The organism is Oribacterium sinus, from assembly GCF_014202695.1.
Taxonomy (GTDB): Bacteria; Bacillota; Clostridia; order Lachnospirales; family Lachnospiraceae; genus Oribacterium; species Oribacterium sinus.
The window spans coordinates 54,198-71,175 of sequence record NZ_JACHHH010000007.1; the positions used below are offsets into that span (position 1 = coordinate 54,198).

13 protein-coding genes and 1 pseudogene are annotated in these 16,978 nt (G+C 43.5%); 1 reads left to right on the forward strand and 13 read right to left on the reverse strand.

The window, feature by feature from the left end:
• Window positions 1–181 precede the first annotated feature (181 nt).
• Window positions 182–1,183, forward strand: a complete 1,002-nt coding sequence (locus HNQ46_RS07450) for a LacI family DNA-binding transcriptional regulator (RefSeq protein ID WP_330604561.1) — start codon at window positions 182–184, stop codon at window positions 1,181–1,183.
• Window positions 1,184–1,259: 76 nt separating this feature from the next.
• Here the strand turns inward: HNQ46_RS07450 and HNQ46_RS07455 are convergent.
• The 13 genes and pseudogenes from HNQ46_RS07455 to HNQ46_RS07515 form a co-directional block, all read right to left on the reverse strand.
• Window positions 1,260–1,517 (reverse strand): annotated as a pseudogene (locus HNQ46_RS07455) (transposase); the annotation flags it as partial.
• A gap of 158 nt (window positions 1,518–1,675) precedes the next feature.
• Window positions 1,676–2,503, reverse strand: coding sequence for a diaminopimelate epimerase (gene dapF / locus HNQ46_RS07460; RefSeq protein WP_183684127.1), 828 nt, complete (start codon window positions 2,501–2,503; stop codon window positions 1,676–1,678).
• A gap of 50 nt (window positions 2,504–2,553) precedes the next feature.
• Entirely contained in the window at window positions 2,554–3,930 is a 1,377-nt protein-coding gene (locus HNQ46_RS07465; RefSeq protein WP_183684128.1) for a type 1 periplasmic-binding domain-containing protein, read from the reverse strand.
• 29 nt (window positions 3,931–3,959) lie between these two features.
• Window positions 3,960–5,267 carry a D-alanyl-D-alanine carboxypeptidase family protein gene (locus HNQ46_RS07470; protein ID WP_243155881.1) on the reverse strand — a complete coding sequence of 436 codons (1,308 nt, stop codon included), beginning with the start codon at window positions 5,265–5,267 and terminating at the stop codon, window positions 3,960–3,962.
• 102 nt (window positions 5,268–5,369) lie between these two features.
• Window positions 5,370–6,242, reverse strand: a complete 873-nt coding sequence (locus HNQ46_RS07475) for a hypothetical protein (protein WP_183684130.1) — start codon at window positions 6,240–6,242, stop codon at window positions 5,370–5,372.
• 144 nt (window positions 6,243–6,386) lie between these two features.
• Window positions 6,387–6,707, reverse strand: coding sequence for a hypothetical protein (locus tag HNQ46_RS07480; RefSeq protein ID WP_183684131.1), 321 nt, complete (start codon window positions 6,705–6,707; stop codon window positions 6,387–6,389).
• On the reverse strand, window positions 6,641–7,168 hold the full coding sequence (locus HNQ46_RS07485) for a VanZ family protein (RefSeq protein ID WP_183684132.1): 528 nt from the start codon (window positions 7,166–7,168) through the stop codon (window positions 6,641–6,643). Before HNQ46_RS07485 ends, HNQ46_RS07480 begins: the two co-directional genes overlap by 67 nt.
• A 74-nt stretch (window positions 7,169–7,242) precedes the next feature.
• Complete coding sequence (locus HNQ46_RS07490; protein WP_007156498.1) at window positions 7,243–7,392, reverse strand: hypothetical protein; 150 nt, start codon at window positions 7,390–7,392, stop codon at window positions 7,243–7,245.
• Between the two features lie 3 nt (window positions 7,393–7,395).
• Window positions 7,396–8,118, reverse strand: a complete 723-nt coding sequence (locus HNQ46_RS07495; RefSeq protein ID WP_183684133.1) for a GNAT family N-acetyltransferase — start codon at window positions 8,116–8,118, stop codon at window positions 7,396–7,398.
• 97 nt (window positions 8,119–8,215) lie between these two features.
• The gene (locus HNQ46_RS07500) at window positions 8,216–10,675 is read right to left on the reverse strand and encodes a glycogen/starch/alpha-glucan phosphorylase (RefSeq protein ID WP_183684134.1); all 2,460 of its coding nucleotides are present in this window, start codon (window positions 10,673–10,675) and stop codon (window positions 8,216–8,218) included.
• A 159-nt stretch (window positions 10,676–10,834) separates the two neighbouring features.
• Window positions 10,835–14,083: an isoleucine--tRNA ligase gene (gene ileS, locus HNQ46_RS07505; RefSeq protein ID WP_183684135.1), complete on the reverse strand. Its 3,249-nt coding sequence runs from the start codon at window positions 14,081–14,083 to the stop codon at window positions 10,835–10,837.
• Window positions 14,084–14,154: 71 nt separating this feature from the next.
• Window positions 14,155–15,609, reverse strand: coding sequence for a nicotinate phosphoribosyltransferase (locus tag HNQ46_RS07510; RefSeq protein WP_183684136.1), 1,455 nt, complete (start codon window positions 15,607–15,609; stop codon window positions 14,155–14,157).
• 10 nt (window positions 15,610–15,619) lie between these two features.
• Window positions 15,620–16,978: an MATE family efflux transporter gene (locus HNQ46_RS07515; RefSeq protein ID WP_183684137.1), complete on the reverse strand. Its 1,359-nt coding sequence runs from the start codon at window positions 16,976–16,978 to the stop codon at window positions 15,620–15,622.

Below are 16,978 nucleotides of genomic sequence, written 5' to 3' on the forward strand. Positions count from 1 at the left end.
ACTATTTAATAAAAAATCCTATTCGCAAATGCTCCAAAGTTTTTATAAATGATTATGCAAGTATGTATTTTCTTGCATTTTTCATGCAAATATGATATTGTTTTCATAGATTTTCAAAGCATTATTTTTTATTTTCATTATTATTTTCATAAAAGGCGCTTATATGGTTACTATAAATGAAGTGGCAAAAGCGGCAGGCGTATCCATATCCACCATCTCCAGAGTTATAAACCAAAGCAATTCCGTATCACTTGCTACAAAAAACAAGGTTATGGAGGCAATAAGGGAACTGGGATATACTCCTAATATCTCCGCAAAAAAGTATAATAAAAAATCAAACAAACTTATCGGTGTGCTCTTTCCTGATATATCAAATAATGTTTTTGGCAGGATTTTGCAGGGTGTAAACAGTGTTGTAACTCCTCTTGGATATAATACGGTTATATGTGAAACAAATGGAGAACTTGAAAAAGAAATTCATTTTCTGGATGTTTTAAAAAACAAACAAGTAGAAGGTATTATCATGGCAAATGTCCACATACCTGAGGAACATATGCTTTGGATACATAGAAATAATAAGCCTGTAATCTATGTCTGTCAGGATATCCCGGATTTTGGCTTAAAGATTCCAATAAGCTCTGTAAATATGGATAATCAGCAGGCTATCTGTGATATGGTGCATTTTCTTTACAATATGGGGCATAAAAATATCGCTTTTATCGGAGGACCGCTGCATGATTTATCCGCCGGAAAGAAAAGATATGACGGCTATATGAAGGGACTTAGGGAATGTTCATTAAATACATCACAAGATCTTATCAGCTTTCAAGAATCTTTTACCATTGCTGACGGATATGCCGGTATGAATCAGATATATGAAAAATCCTCTATCCTTCCGACAGCTGTACTATGTGCCTGTGATAATCTTGCAGTCGGTGCTATTGATTTTATGTATGATAATAATATACAAGTACCTGAGCATATCTCTGTAACAGGAGTTGATGACAGTATTTTGGCTACAGCTATAAGACCTTCTCTCACTACTATCCGACACGCCACTTTTGACACCGGAGTAAAAGCCGCACAGCTCTTACTTGAATATTTTTCCTCGGAATCTTTTAAGGGAAGTTCCTTTAAAATGCCCTATCAACTTTTACGCAGACAGAGTGTAAAGCATCTGTAAATATAAGCTATAGATGAGCGAAACCTCATATCCTGCCTTTATAAACTCTTTTTCTGTCAAGGTTCATTATTAGTTGTTATTCAAGCTGTATACATAGCTTACTAATATTGAATAGGGTCTTATAGAACTCATCCTTATTTGGGCAACTGCTACGAAGCTTGAATGTCATATATCTTGCTGAACGAATTATTTTTGCAGCAATCTTTAGCAGTTTTAGCAGGACAGTATCAATGCGTTGTTTTCTCATATTTGCAGATAATACCAGTCGTCTAAACCAATTAAATATGTTATAAGCAAGTGCATGTATTTGAAGTCTGTTGGCATTTACAATTCTCATCAAAAAAGTACACTCTGTACGTAGACCAACTTCTCATAGAAGTTGCTTTGCAAAGCAAAGTGAGCAGTGGTTAACATAAACCACTGCTCAGTCAAAGCGAGCTTAGCGGGAGCGTGCCCTCATTTAAGCCTATACGCCATAAAGCACATGAACTTCTATATCCATTCCCCGTTAAAGACTTCTCTGGCCGGTCCCGTCATAAAGGCGTGACCGGTTTTTTTATCATAGGATATTTCCAAATCTCCTCCCAGGAGATGCACCGTAGCCTTATCTTCTAATCTTCCCATCAGAATTCCCGCCACTACAGCTGCAGTAGCGCCTGTTCCGCAGGCCAGGGTCTCTCCGGAACCTCTTTCGTATACTCTAAAGCGAATTTCCGAAGGGGAAAGCACTTGAATAAACTCTGCATTTACCTTATCCGGAAAACGGGGATGCTCTTCGAAATCTTTTCCGATTTTTTCCAAGTCCAATTCCGAAACGGAAGAAACGGACAGCTCAGGATTGTCCTCCAGGAAATATACCGCATGGGGATTTCCTACATCAATGCCCACGAATTGAAGGGACATGCCCCGTACCTCTATATTCTCCGGCAGTTCTCCGTCCAGCTTGACTTCTCCCATATCCACGGTAGCCTTTTCCATTTTTCCGTCTTTTACAAAGATTTCAATGTCTTTGATACCGGATTTGGTCTCTATGCGAAGCTGTCTTCTTTCCTTGTCCACAATGCCGTGGTCGTAAATGTATTTTGCCACACAGCGAATCCCGTTTCCGCACATGGAGCCCTCTGAACCGTCTGCATTAAACATGTGCATATAGGCATCCGCCTTGTCGCTAGGCTCAATCAGAATCAGCCCGTCACCTCCAACACCGAAATGTCTGTCTGCAATACGTCTTGCCAGCTCTACCGGATTCTCCACCTTTTCCTTAAAGGCATTGACATAAACATAGTCATTGCCTAAGCCTTCCATTTTGGTAAATTTCATGATTGCTCCCTTCTTCGAAAAAAAGCAGATTTTTTAGAATTTATCTCATTTTATGGATTCAGGTCTCTTTTTTCCTGCCCCTGAAATTCATAAAATTGTCCCTGCCCTTTTAAACAGTATTGTCCGGGAAGGAAGTGGTACTCTCCACATTCTCCCTGATAGCTCATGCTTTCCAGTGTTTGCAGAAGACTTTTCTTCTTTACTTCTGCTCTTAACTTGCTAAGGATTCCCAGCAAATCCCTGTCATATCTGCTTCCCGACTGCGGCTCTTCTCCTGACGAATCAGAGCTTTCCTGTGCCTCTTCTCCTGACGAAGCGGAACTTTCCTCTTCCTTTTCCACCAGTGTAAATGCCTTATTCTCTCTTCCGTAGAGATATACCGGATAGGGAAGTTCTAAATCCCCGGGGAAGTTCTCCTGATCCCAATCTTTTCCCAAAAGCACATTATAGGATTTCTCCTCGGACAGAAGCGCCTTCTCCTGCTCTCCGGGACTTGGAAGGAACAAAAGATCTATTCCGGCTTCCTCCAGCTCCGACAATTTCGCCTGAAAATCCTCTTCTCCCTTATAGGCCCTAATTTCTACCGTTCCTCCGTACTCGGGAAAGCTTTCCGAGAGCTGTTCCGCTAAGGTCTTACTCTTCTCATCTCCTTCCTGTAGGAGAATGCCCATTTTCCGGAAAGCCTCATTATAAGCGAAAAATCCCAGGTCCACCGCCTGATCCTCCAGACTTTTTTCCAGAACAAAATGATTATTTCCAGGCTCCAGCTTCTTGCTGCTCTGACTCAGGTAGGGTATTTTTTCCTCCACAGAGTATTTTTCCAAAAATGCCTCCAGCTTTTCACTGCCTTCTCCCAGCAACAGCTCCGCCTTAGCCTCTTTTAATGCTTGCTTTAAGTCTTCTTCTTTTCCTTCTTCATAAATCAAGGTATGTAGATTTACGGATGCGTTATTCTCTCCGGCATTTTCCAGATAAGTCCCCAACTCCTCGCCTTTAGTACTTCCCTTATCTTCTACATAATACACTTCTATTGGAGCTCTTTCCGCTACAGAACTGCTTGTTTTCTCCTCTCCTCTTTGAGCCGGGCTTCCTTTTCTCAAAAAAAGGAAAAGTGCCACAAAGACTACACAAAGGAAAAGAAGAAGCAGAAACAGTCGTCTTCTTTGGCTTGCTTTTTTGGCAGCTTCCTTTTGCTTTCTTCTCTCTCTTCTTTCCTCTCGAAGTCTCTGCCGTTCTCTTTCCAGAGCTTCTTCCTCTTCCCTATCCTCAGCATCCCCGTAATGCTCAAACTCCCTGTGCTGAGCAGTAGCTTTATAACTCTCCTGTTTAGCCTGTTCTTTCGGTTCTATAGCTTCAGGTTTGCTTTGCTGATTCCTCTCATCCATTTCCTTTGCTTCAGTGCCGCCCTGCTGATTCTTCTCATCCATATGTCAAAGTCTCCTTTGCTCTTTTTGCACTATTTCTTCTTTTTCCCTGACTTTCTTTTCTCTACCAGAATCTTAAATTCTTCCTCTGAAATCTGCAACTCTTCCAGGTTTTTCTTTCGTCTTTCCTTCCACTTCTTCTTTCTTTTTCGTTCATCATGAAGGTTTTTTGCTCCATACAAGGCACCTCCTCCAAAGAGGAAAAATCCGAAGCCGGCTAAAATCGTAAATCCGCTGACGGTAACCGCTGCAACCGCTACCTTTTTCTTAGTTTCCTTATTGTTTAAAATGACCTGAATATTTTGATCTTTCCCAATATATCCGCTCCCTACAACTTTTCCATCCAGTAAAATCTGCACTTTTCCCAGGGCGGAAGCCGGAGCATCTTCTGCAATATCCGTGAAAACGTATTGTAATCCGTCCTGACTTGCTCCCTTAGGAAGAGAAATCTTCACTGTATCCAGAAAATGAATCTTATTCTCCTCCGTGATTTTTCCGGCGGATACCAATTCTTTTCGTAAGGCCTCTAAAGCACCGGGATGTTCCCCTAAAGTTTGATTTTCCGTTTCCGAAAAAGCTAAATCCAGTAAGGCCTTTGTATCCGTGTAGTGAGAAGGATTTTTATCCTTCAAAACTACCGTAACAACCTTTCTTCCCTGATCCTCCGCCAGGCTAATTAAGGTATTTCCCGCAATCTGGGTATAACCGGTTTTTCCCGCTACTACCCTTTTGTCATAGAACTTTGTGTTGGAGAGCATCATTTTATGCTCCATGTAAATCGTGTTTCCCTCCGGAAGACGCTTTAAATTCCCTAAAGTATGACTCAGATTTTTTTCAATTTCCAAAAAATCCTTATTCTGAAACGCAGCCATACCGATTAACGCCATATCCCTTGCAGTGGTATAGTGGTTCTCATCCTGCAAGCCGGAAGGATTCTGAAAATGAGTTCCTGTGCAACCAAGCTCCTTCGCCTTCTCATTCATCATCTCCGCAAAGGCTTCCCTAGAGCCTGCCACATGCTCTGCTAAAGCATTTGCCGCTTCATTTGCGGACTTGAGTAACAGGGCGTGCAAACAGTCATTTACCGTCAGAACATCCCCCTCTTCAATCTGGGCGTTGGAAGAGCCCCGATCCACATTGTATACCGCATCATGGGAAAATGTCACCTTATCCTCTAGGGATGCGTGCTCCAAAACTACAAGCGCCGTCATCACCTTGGTAATACTGGCAGGATATTCTCTCACATCTCCGTTTTTTTCATATAAAACCGCCCCGGTTTCCGCATCCACCGCAATGGCGGACTCCGCAGTTACGTCTGCTGTCGGCCAGCTGGCAGCCATTGCTGCCACACTATGAAAAAGAATAAAAAAACAAAAAGAAAGGAGTAAAACAATCCTCCCCCTGCTCTTTCCTTTTTTTTCCTTCATACTAAGCAAAATACTTTAAGTCCTTTCCCTCATTATCTCAAAGTCTATCCTTGCATCCTTGGTTTTCTCTAAAAAGCTCTTCCAAAGTTTTTCCTGATGGGCGTGGAAGGAAAGTCCTTGAGCATTCTCTATACAATAGTTTTCCGGCTGAAAATCCATTCTTTTTTTAAACTGTTCTTCTAAAATTTGGACTCTGCTTTTTCCCCTCCGCTTATGCCAGAGCTTCTCCTCTTGTTCATAAGCCTGATAAAGGTGGGACAGGAAGCGATCTCCTAAAAATATGGCAGCATCCCTTTGATGGCTTTCAACATAGTCCTTTGAAAAGAAAGGACTGCTTCCATAATAGGGCATCCATCCGAAGAAAAGGATATTGTTGCGATATAAAAAGGGATCCTTCTCCTCCTCTTCATAACGCTCTTCCAGGAAATCCCTGCAGTAATCATAAAAATGAGAATAGAAAATATCTTGGAACCTGCTTCTCTCCAATGCTTCATCGGATTGGCTGTAAAGATAAAGTTGTAAATAAAGCTCCAAAATTCTGGATTGTGCCTCTTCCTCCTTCTCCAAAACAATCCCGAAGGAAAGGAAAATCAAAATGGAAAAGAAATCGCCGAAAGGACTCCTTTCCTTAGCAATCCCGGGGGAAAGAAAATTCTGCAGTTCCCTCTGATAGCGTTTTAGTAAAGAACTAATCGGAACGGATGCATCCGTATTTCCCTCCACAGCAGCTACTTCTAAAGACTGTGCTTCTTGATTCTCACGCTCTTTAAAATAATCCAAAAAAAAGAAAGCCAAGGGACGAAATACTTCTTTATACGGGGAATCTTCCCTCATTTCCAAGGGAATCTCCCGAATCCGTTCTAAAGCGCTATTTCTTCTTTCTCCCATGACTCCTCCATTATAACAAAAATCAGTCTGTTTCCTCTTACAAAAAAGAAAGGAATTTCCTAATTTTTTTCTTTGTCTATATTTAAAAATACGATATATCGGGCCGGACAGCAAAGCCACTATACTGCAGGCCGGACAGCAAAGTCACATTCTTAAGCCTAAGAGTAAAAGAGCCAGCCATAAGAACAAAAGAACGATATCCACGCCCAAAGCCACATAGACCGGACGTCTTTCAATGAATTTTCCCTTTTCCACAGGTAAGGCAAAACGAAGGGAAATCAAAAGAAAATTCACGGAAAATAATGCCAATGCTCCTATCACTAAAGGCCCGTTTCCTTTTTCATAAAAGGAAATCCCAATACAGAAAAAGAAAAGGCAGAGAGAAACAAAGGAACTGATTATGGCTCCCAGGCTTCCCTTTGCCCATTTTTTTCGGATGTAGCTAAAACGCTTCTCTCCTTCCATTTTCTTCTCCTCCTTTCCCTTTGTATAAGTCGAAACAGAACATACCCAAGGGCAGTTCCCAAGGTATTCAGGATAATATCGTCCACATCACAGCTTCCGGCACGGAAGATAAGCTGAATCGCTTCCACCCCAAAGGATAAAAGATAGCCTGACATCACCGTATTATACCAATACATTCTACAACGCTTGGAAAAGCTGGGGAGCAGGAAGCCCAAAGGGCAAAAGCCAATGATATTTCCCAGTAAGTTTTCCAAAGCATGGGCAAGACCGATTTGTTTCCAATAAAAAAGAAAGCGGAAAATCTCCTTAAAAGGCTCCATATTATAGGAAAATTCCGCCCGATTCATAAAGCCTCTGCCCTTTAACTCGGAAAAAAACAAAACATAAAAGAGAAAAATCAGGTAAAGGCAGAAAAAGAATACCCCCAACCAACGATTTTTCGTCATTTCTTTTCTATGCATAAACCATACTTAACGTAGTAATCTTCGAAAACAGGAGCTTAGCCCGAATGCTTAGTCCCCTATGTCTTCGAGATTTAGAACGTCAAATCCTCTTTTCTTTTTAGCAAAATAGCGCCATGAACAATGGATAAAACTCCTGTAACAATTCCCAAAGTAATCAATACAACGCCTAAGGCAATGGAGGATCCTCCTACATTTCTCATGATTTTATAGATTCTTTCCAAGTCCTAGTCCTCTTTCTTTCTTTTTTTCAGCTGATAATAGGAACTGGCTTCTTTCACCAAAAATCCCATTTTCTGATAAAGCTTCATGGCCGGGCTGTTTCGGGAATCTACCTGAAGAATCACCCCGGTATAGGGTCCCTTCTCTCCTTCTTCAAAGCAATCCCGAAGAATTGCCTCTCCCTTTCCCTGACCTCTATACCTATTTTCCACCATAAGTCCGTAAAGGTAAAGTGTTTTTTCATTATAGGGAGAAAAATAAACCTCTCCGTAAGGATAAATTCTCTTTTCTCCCGGAAAAGCAATCCCTTCTTCCAGCTTCTTTTCCAAAAAATATTCTGTATACAGATAAGGAAAGGAAAAGGAAAATTCCTCTTCCCTTTCTCCCTTCTTCATAAATCGAAACACACAGTTTCGAAAATCATCCATCAGACTTTCTTTACACTGGGTAAATAAGCCCTGCCCCCTCATCTTGGGATGGACAAAGGCAAGACAAAGGAGCACATCCTTTCCTCCCTGCTGTTCTCCAAGCTTATAGCCCATAAGCAGTGCCAATATTCCCTCGGCAATTCCCGTTTCCTTCTCTCCCTCATTGCGAATGAGATAAAAGAAATCATAATCCAAATCTGTATCGTAGGGATGTTCTTCCTCTAAATTACAAAGAGAGAGGAGTGTCTTACAATCCCTCTCCTCTTCTAAAGACAGAGTTCGTTGTAATTCGACTTCCATTCCTCTCTCCTGTTCTAACTCGTCAAAGTCATTCCTTTCCTTCTTTGAAGTACAAGGCTTCTAAGCCTATTTCATGACTTTCTCCTAGCTAATCCTTTTAGTCTTTAAAAACAATCTTATCCAATCCCCAGATATCCTTAGCGTACTCCTCAATGGTTCTGTCAGAGGAGAACTTTCCGGCATGGGCTGTATTTAAAATAGCCGCTCTTGCCCACCACTCTTCATCCTGGAACTTCTTCACTGCTTCTTCCTGTGCCTTCATATAAGCACGAAGGTCCTTTAAGATAAAGTAACGATCCGCTCTGTCGGATTCATTGGTATTTAACAGGGAATCATACAAAGGTCTGAACAATTCAGGATCCTCAGGACTGTAGAAGCCGTTTACCAGCTGCATTAGGACTCTGCGAATTTCCTGGTCATTGTTGAAAATGTCCATAGGACGGTACTCGTTGTTATGCTCTAAAGCAATAACCTCGTCACTGCTCATACCGAAGATAAAGGCATTTTCCGCCCCAACTTCCTGTACGATTTCCACGTTCGCTCCATCCATAGTTCCCATGGTTAAAGCACCGTTTACCATAAGCTTCATGTTGGAGGTACCGGAGGCTTCCTTGGAAGCGGTGGAAATCTGCTCGGAGAAATCAGCTGCAGGAATAATCACCTCTGCACTGGATACCTTATAATCCTCAATAAAAACCACCTTAATCTTATCCTGGATGGAAGGATCATTGTTGATGACCTCCGCCACGTTATTGATGAGCTTAATGGTCAGCTTTGCAGTCTTATAGCCTGCTGCCGCCTTGGCTCCGAAGATAAAGGTGTGGGGATAGAATTCCATCTCCGGATGATCTTTAATCTGGTTGTAAAGATACATCACGTGAAGGATATTCATCAGCTGTCTCTTATACTCGTGCAAACGCTTTACCATTACGTCAAAGATGGAATCCACATTTAACTTAATGCCGTTATGCTTCAGCACATACTTGGCAAGACGCTCCTTGTTATGTCTCTTAATGGCCATAAACTCAGCCTGAGCCTGCTTATCATCCGCATAAACTGCCAGCTTCTCCAGCTTGGACAGGTCGGTAAGCCACTGATCTCCGATATGGGCGGTAATCCACTTTGCCAGCTCCGGATTGGCATGGTAAACCCATCTTCTCTGGGTAATACCGTTTGTTTTGTTGGAGAATTTCTCCGGATACATCTCGTAGAAGTCTCTTAATTCCTGCTTCTTTAAAATCTCCGTATGAAGAGCCGCTACACCGTTTACCGCATGGCCACCGATAATGGCAAGGTGTGCCATCTTCACCTGTCCGTCATAGATAATTGCCATCTTGGCAATCTTCTCTTCCGCCTGCTCAGGATACTTAGCCCGAACGGTTTCACAGAATCTGCGGTTAATCTCCTCCACAATCTGATAAATTCTGGGAAGAAGCTTGGAGAACAGCTCAATGGGCCACTTTTCCAAAGCCTCAGCCATAATGGTATGGTTGGTGTAAGCGCAGGTTTTTAAGGTAATCTCCCAGGACTCATCCCAAGTCAGATGATAATCATCCATCAGTACACGCATAAGCTCTGCCACGGCAACTGTGGGGTGGGTATCATTTAACTGGAAAGCCACCTTCTCATAAAGCTTCCGAACATCGCCGTTATGTCTCTTGGCATAGTCTGCTACCGCAGTCTGTACAGATGCGGAAATGAAGAAATACTGCTGACGAAGACGAAGCTCCTTACCGGCATAGTGGTTATCGTTGGGATACAATACCTCTACGATATTTCTGGCCATATTGGCTGACTCCACCGCCTTCTGGTAATTTCCCTTATCAAACTCATCCAAACGGAAGGTGTCAGTTGCCTTGGCATCCCATACTCTTAAAGTGTCTACCACATGGTTGTTGTAGCCCACCACCGGAGTATCATAGGGAATTGCCTCTACAGCCTGATAGCCCTTATGTACAAAGTGCAGTCTTCCATCTTCCTCCTGTACAGTCTCTACCCAACCGCCGAAACGAACTTCCTTGGCAAGCTCCGCACGACGAATCTCGAAGGGGTTTCCGTCCTTTAACCAGTCATCCGCCACTTCCTTCTGGTATCCGTCTACAATCTGCTGCTTGAAGAAGCCGTACTTATAACGAATACCGCATCCGCAAGCCCAGTAGCCCAGGGTTGCCAAGCTATCCAGGAAGCAGGCCGCTAAACGACCAAGACCGCCGTTTCCTAAAGCCCAGTCCGGCTCCGCCTCTTCCAGTGCGGAAAGGTTTAAACCAAGCTCGTTAATCACATCTCGAATTTCCTCCTGAGATGTCAGGTTTAAAATATTGTTGCCCAAAGCTCTTCCCATTAAAAACTCCATGGAAAGATAATAGACTCTCTTACAATCCTCTTCCTCAGCCGCCTTGGTAGTACGAATCCAGTCATCAATAATCTGATTCTGTACCGCTGCCGCTACAGCATGAAAAGCTTCCTTCTCGTTTAGCTCTGTTAATTCTCGTCTGAAAAGCTTTCTGGCATTGTTTTCCACTTCTTTTTTAAACAGTGCTTTGTCAAACTTTTGCATCCTTCCTCCTTATACATCCCTTACTAATTCCTTTTAGTAATATATAGTGATTTTCCCCGCCGAAGCGGGAAAATGGTTTCACCGTTAATTTTTTCTTAGCATCTAAGCAAAAATTTCAAAGCTCAGCTTTCCTTTGTCACTAAGCAAAGCTTTTCGCCCTTAGTTTTTCTTTACAGCTAAGCAAAGCTTCTCGCCGTTAATATCCCATTCCTTCTCATAGCCTTCACAGCAGTTGCAAGTAAGCTCTGTAGCAAGAACGGTCTTGCATAACTCCTCTTTGTACTTATTCATTAAGCCCATAAGGAAGTCATTATCCTCGGCATAGAGGGTAATTTGATCCATAACCTCAAAGCCTGCTTCCTTACGCATGGTCTGCACCTTGGAAATGATTTCACGGATATAGCCCTCTTCCTTCAGTTCCTCCGTCAGGTTGGTATCCAGCACTACGGTGTACTTAGCATCTTCCTCCGTAATAAAACCGTCCTTCTTTGTGGATTCAATTAACAAATCCTCCTTGGCTAAGGCAACTTCCGTGCCATCCTTTGTGGTAAAACGAATAGATCCCTCTGCCAATGCCGCCATACCCGCCTTGCTGTCCAAGTCTTGTAAGAACTGGCGGATCTCATTCAAATGCTTTCCATACTTCGGTCCCACAGTCTTTAACTGAGGCTTAAAGATGTACGCCGTAAAGTCGGACAAATCCTCCTTAAACTGCAGGGACTTTACATTTAACTCATCGGTAATGATATTCTCCCAATCCTTGGAAAGAGCCTGTCCTCCGGAAACATACATGGCGGAAAGAGGCTGTCTGTTCTTAACCTGAGCCTTTTCTCTTGCAGCCCTTCCCAAGCGAACCAAAGCAAGAACTTCTTCCATGCTTTCTTCCAGCTTGGGCTCAATCCACTCTTCATCCGCTACCGGATAGGCACAAAGATGAACGGAAGGTTTAGCATTCTTATCTACTGAGCATACCAGGTTCTGATAGATAGACTCGGTAATGAATGGCACCAGCGGAGCAGCCAGCTTAACAAAAGTCACTAAAGCTTCATATAAGCAAAGGTAAGCATTTATCTTATCCTGCTCCATCCCCTTAGCCCAGAAACGCTCTCTGGAACGACGTACATACCAGTTGGAAAGGTCTTCACAGAATTCCTGCAATGCAGCCGCCGCCTCAGGAATCTTAAACTGGGAGAGATTGGTATCCACGGTAAGGATTAAAGAATTCAGCTTACTGAATACCCACCTGTCCATGGGTGTAAGACTCTTCTTGTCCAAGGTATATTTTGTAGGGTCAAAGTTATCAATGTTGGCATAAAGCACAAAGAAAGCATAGGTATTCCATAGTGTAGACAGGAACTTTCTCTGTCCCTCCACTACCGCCTGATCATGGAAACGGTTGGGTAACCATGGTGCAGAGTTGGTATAGAAGAACCAACGGATTGCATCCGCTCCGTGCTTTTCCAAGGCCTCCATGGGATCTACGGAATTACCCTTGGACTTGGACATCTTCTGTCCGTTTTCATCCTGTACATGGCCGAGCACCAAGACATTTTCAAAGGGAGCCTTGTGGAACAAAATGGTGGACTCCGCCAATAAGGAATAGAACCATCCTCTGGTCTGGTCTACCGCTTCACAGATAAACTGTGCAGGGAACTGAGCCTCGAAAAGTTCCTTATTCTCGAAGGGATAATGATGCTGGGCGTAGGGCATAGCACCGCTGTCAAACCAACAGTCAATAACCTCCGGAACTCTGGTCATTTCTCCGCCACACTTCGGACACTTACACTTTAAATAGTCCACATAGGGCTTATGAAGCTCAATATGCTCATAGCCTACATAGTCGGAGGAATAGCCCTTATCTCCCTCAGCCTTTAATTTTGACAAGACCTCCTGATAATTATCGGCTCTTTCCGATAATTCTTTAATGGAACCGATGGCTTCCTGTTCTCCACAGTCTTTACATTCCCAAATATTTAAGGGAGTTCCCCAGTAACGATCACGAGAAAGGCTCCAGTCCTGTACATTTTCAATCCAGTCGCCGAAACGTCCCTTACCGATAGACTCGGGAATCCAGTTTACGGTATTGTTATTTGCAACCAGCTCATCCCGAACAGCGGTCATCTTGATAAACCAGCTTTCTCTTGCATAGTAAATCAAAGGTGTTCCGCAACGCCAACAATGGGGATAGCTGTGTTCAAATTTCGGTGCGTCAAAAAGAAGTCCCCTCTTCTCCAGGTCCTTCAATACTTCCGGATCCGCACTGATGGCGCCTTCCGCCACTTCTTTCTCTGTAGGTTTACAACGCATACCGAAGAAAGGTGTCTCCGCTGTAAGCTTTCCTTCACTATCCACAAACTTTACAAGGGCTAAATCGTTTTCTCTACCGATTCTTCCGTCATCTTCACCGAAGGCAGGGGCAATATGGACGATACCGGTACCGTCATCTGCACTGACATAATAGTCGGAAACCACGATATGGGCCTTCTTATGCTGTCTCTCCGCTTCCTTTTCAGCACCGTCATAAAGAGGCTCATAGGAAAGACCCACCAAGTCCTTACCCTTACAGGTTTCCAGAATGGAATAAGCTTCTTCTCCCTCCTTCGCCAAACCGGACAATACCGCATCCAGTCTTGCCACAGCCAGGATATAAAGATTACCGTCTGCAGCCTTTACCTTGGCATATTCCAAATCAGGGTGTACACAAAGTGCCACATTGGAGGGTAGGGTCCAGGGGGTTGTGGTCCAAGCCAGGAAATAACCCTCTTCTCCCTTGATTTTAAAGCGAACAACCGCAGAACGCTCCTTCACTTCCTTGTAACCTTGCGCTACCTCATGGGAGGAAAGGGGAGTTCCGCAACGGGGACAGTAGGGCACAACCTTAAAGCCCTTATACAAGAGCTTCTTCTTCCAAATCTCCTTTAAGGCCCACCACTCGGACTCAATAAAATCATCATGGTAGGTCACATAAGGATTATCCATATCCGCCCAGAAGCCTACCTTGTAGGAGAAGTCCTCCCACATTCCCTTGTACTTCCAGACATTCTTCTTACATAAATCAATAAAGGGTGCTACCCCGTAGGATTCAATCTGCTCTTTTCCGTTGATGCCGATTTCTTTCTCAATTTCCAGCTCTACAGGAAGGCCATGGGTATCCCATCCCGCCTTTCTGGGTACCATCTTCCCCTTCATGGCATGAAATCTTGGAATCATATCCTTAAAGGCTCTGGTTTCCACATGACCAATATGCGGTTTTCCGTTGGCCGTAGGAGGACCGTCATAGAAAACATAGGAGGCATTCTCCTTCTGCTCCAGGATGGACTTTTCGAAGATTTGTTCTTTTTTCCAGAACTCTTCGACCTCTCTCTCCCTTTCCACGAATTGCATATTGCTATCTACTTTTTTAAACATGTAGTTCTCCTTCTTATTCCTTTAGTCGCCTTATTATAATGATTGGGGAAAAATAAAGCAAGAAATTGTCCCTATTCTCCTCTGCTGTACTGCGTCAGCAATTGCTTCTTCATCTCATACAATTTATCGGATAAATCCACGTGTACGGCATGGGGATTGGTTAAACGTCTGCACTCCTCCCAAAGGCTTTCCTGTTCCTTCTTGCAGTGGGCTTTGATTTCCTCTACAGAAGGGCAATTATACACCAACTTGCCACCTAAGAAAATAGGTACAAGAAGCGGTCTCATCTCATAGCTTCCGCCCTTTAAGGTACTTTTCTTCCATGTATCAATGGGATCAAACAGTACCAAATCCTCTGCCTCGGAAAATCTCTCCTCCTCCAGGGCAATATAATCCGCAAATACCTTTCCGCTGTCTTTTTCAATAATACGATAAATCTGCTTATTTCCGGGATTGGTAATCTTTTCGGAGTTCTCCGACAGTTTTATCTTAGGAACCCATTGTCCCTCATCCGAATATGTAGCCGCAAGCTTATATACTCCGCCAAAGCTGGGCTGACTTTCCGAGGTAATCAGATTGGTTCCCACACCCCAGCTGGTAATGCAAGCTCCCTGCGCCTTTAAGGAAGCAATCAGATTCTCGTCCAAATCATTGGAAGCGGAAATTATTGCATCAGGATAGCCCGCCTCATCCAACATTTTCCTGGCCTTCTTGGAAAGGTAAGCCAAGTCTCCGGAATCTAAACGAATACCGAAGCGCTTCAAGGTAATCCCTTCTTCCTTCATGGCATCATAGCAAAGAATGGCATTCTTTACACCGCTCTTTAAGGTATCATAGGTATCTACCAATAAAATACAATTATTGGGATAGAGTCTGGCGTAAGTCTTAAATGCCTCTAATTCTGTCGGGAAGGACATGATCCAGGAGTGAGCATGGGTTCCCAACACAGGCATATGGAATTTCTGTCCCGCATAAACGTTGGAAGTACCGATGCATCCTGCAATGACCGCGGCTCTGGCACCGTATATTCCCGCATCCGGTCCCTGAGCCCTTCGTAAACCGAACTCCATTACCCCGTCTCCCTGAGCCGCATGCACCACTCTGTAAGCCTTTGTGGCAATGAGAGACTGGTGATTGACCAGATTTAAAATGGCAGTTTCCACCAACTGAGCCTCAATCACCGGAGCAATTACCTTGATTAAGGGTTCCTTAGGAAAGACTACTGTTCCTTCCGGAATGGCATATATATCTCCGGTAAAGTGAAAACCTCGAAGATATTCAATAAAATCTTCATCAAAGGTTCCCAAACTCCGAAGATAATCAATATCTTCTTCACTAAAATTCAGATTGCGGATATATTCAACCACCTGCTCCAAACCGCAGCAAATGGCAAAGCCGTTTCCACAGGGATTCTTTCGATAAAACATATCGAAAATTACTCTTTCCTGATGCTTTCCACTTTTTAAATAGCCCTGCATCATGGTGAGCTCATAAAAGTCTGTCAGTAACGTAAAGTTTCTTTCCATCTTCTTTCTCCTAACGATAGTCGACCCTGGGATACTGTTTTCTGATATAGAAATACATAACCCACAGGGAAAAGGCAGTAATCATCCAACTCACGGGATAACTGATGTATAAGGGCCGTAAGCCATTGAAGAATTCCATAGGAAAAAGTACCATGACATAAAACACACGACTCAAACAAATTCCCACCAAGCTGATAAACATCGGTTGAATACTGCAGCCAAAACCGCGTAGCGCTCCCACCAAGGTATCCATCATGCCAAAAATCATATACGGATAGACGATAATCTCCAATCTTTCCTTGGCGTATTGCAAAACCTCTCCATCCTTCGTAAAAATCCCTGCCAGGTTTCTTCCAAAGAAGAAAACAATTATGCCGGTCAGAAGGGCAATGCTGAATAGCAGGGTTAAGCTGCTTTTCAAAATACCGTTTAATCTACTGTATTTCTTCGCCCCAAGATTTTGGCTGACAAAGGACATCTGCCCCTGGGATATGGAGTTCATGGAAATATAGACAAATCCTTCTAAATTGGCGGATATGGTGGCTGCCGCCATAGCCTGAGAGCCGAAGGTATTGATGGCGGATTGAATCATTACATTGGAAATGGAAAATAAGGTTCCCTGTATCCCTGCCGGAAGTCCTATGGAGACTATCTTTTTTAATTTGTCTCTATGGATACGAAAGCGGAGGGGATGAAGGTGCAAAGCTTCCTTTTCTCTTGCCAGTAAAATCACTAAAACCACAGCCGAAAAGAGCTGAGAAATGCTGGTGGCAATAGCTACTCCTGCAACCCCCATCTTCCACTGAATCACAAAGTTTAAATTGAGAGCCAGATTCAAAAGGCCTGCCAAGATCTGTACATAGAGGGGACGCCTTGTGTCTCCCACTGCTCGAAATACCGCTGCCAAAAAATCATACAGTACCATAAAAGGAATACCTAAGGAAAAGTAGCGAAGGTAAGTCTCTGCCTGAGGCGCCACTTCCTCCGGGGTATTCATCCCCCGGATAATCGCGGAAATAAGTAAATTTCCAATTAGCAGAAGCAAAAATCCCGAAAGCAAAGCCGTAGTGTAGGCTGTAGCCAACAGTTCCTCCACATCCTTTCTCCGATTGGCTCCGATATACCGGGCAACAGCAACGTTTACCCCCACCGACAGACCTAAAAAAAGGTTAACCAGCAGGTTTATAATCGGCCCCGAAGTGCCTACAGCCGCCATTGCCACAGCTCCCACATATTTTCCCACAACAAAGACATCCGCCGCATTGAAAAGCAGCTGTAAAATCCCCGTAAACATCAGAGGAAAACAAAATTGAAGCATTTTAGGAAGAATTGCCCCCGTGGTCATATCCAACTCGTAGCTTTTTTTCAC

What these genes read in the sequence shown, in the direction of transcription:
- HNQ46_RS07495 (WP_183684133.1), bottom strand. Translation starts at nt 8,118, where the DNA reads ATGGAAGTCGAATTACAACGAACTCTGTCTTTAGAAGAGGAGAGGGAT.
- HNQ46_RS07470 (WP_243155881.1), bottom strand. Translation starts at nt 5,267, where the DNA reads ATGGCTGCCAGCTGGCCGACAGCAGACGTAACTGCGGAGTCCGCCATT.
- HNQ46_RS07510 (WP_183684136.1), bottom strand. Translation starts at nt 15,609, where the DNA reads ATGGAAAGAAACTTTACGTTACTGACAGACTTTTATGAGCTCACCATG.
- HNQ46_RS07475 (WP_183684130.1), bottom strand. Translation starts at nt 6,242, where the DNA reads ATGGGAGAAAGAAGAAATAGCGCTTTAGAACGGATTCGGGAGATTCCC.
- HNQ46_RS07465 (WP_183684128.1), bottom strand. Translation starts at nt 3,930, where the DNA reads ATGGATGAGAAGAATCAGCAGGGCGGCACTGAAGCAAAGGAAATGGAT.
- dapF (WP_183684127.1), bottom strand. Translation starts at nt 2,503, where the DNA reads ATGAAATTTACCAAAATGGAAGGCTTAGGCAATGACTATGTTTATGTC.
- HNQ46_RS07500 (WP_183684134.1), bottom strand. Translation starts at nt 10,675, where the DNA reads ATGCAAAAGTTTGACAAAGCACTGTTTAAAAAAGAAGTGGAAAACAAT.
- ileS (WP_183684135.1), bottom strand. Translation starts at nt 14,083, where the DNA reads ATGTTTAAAAAAGTAGATAGCAATATGCAATTCGTGGAAAGGGAGAGA.
- HNQ46_RS07485 (WP_183684132.1), bottom strand. Translation starts at nt 7,168, where the DNA reads ATGCATAGAAAAGAAATGACGAAAAATCGTTGGTTGGGGGTATTCTTT.
- HNQ46_RS07480 (WP_183684131.1), bottom strand. Translation starts at nt 6,707, where the DNA reads ATGGAAGGAGAGAAGCGTTTTAGCTACATCCGAAAAAAATGGGCAAAG.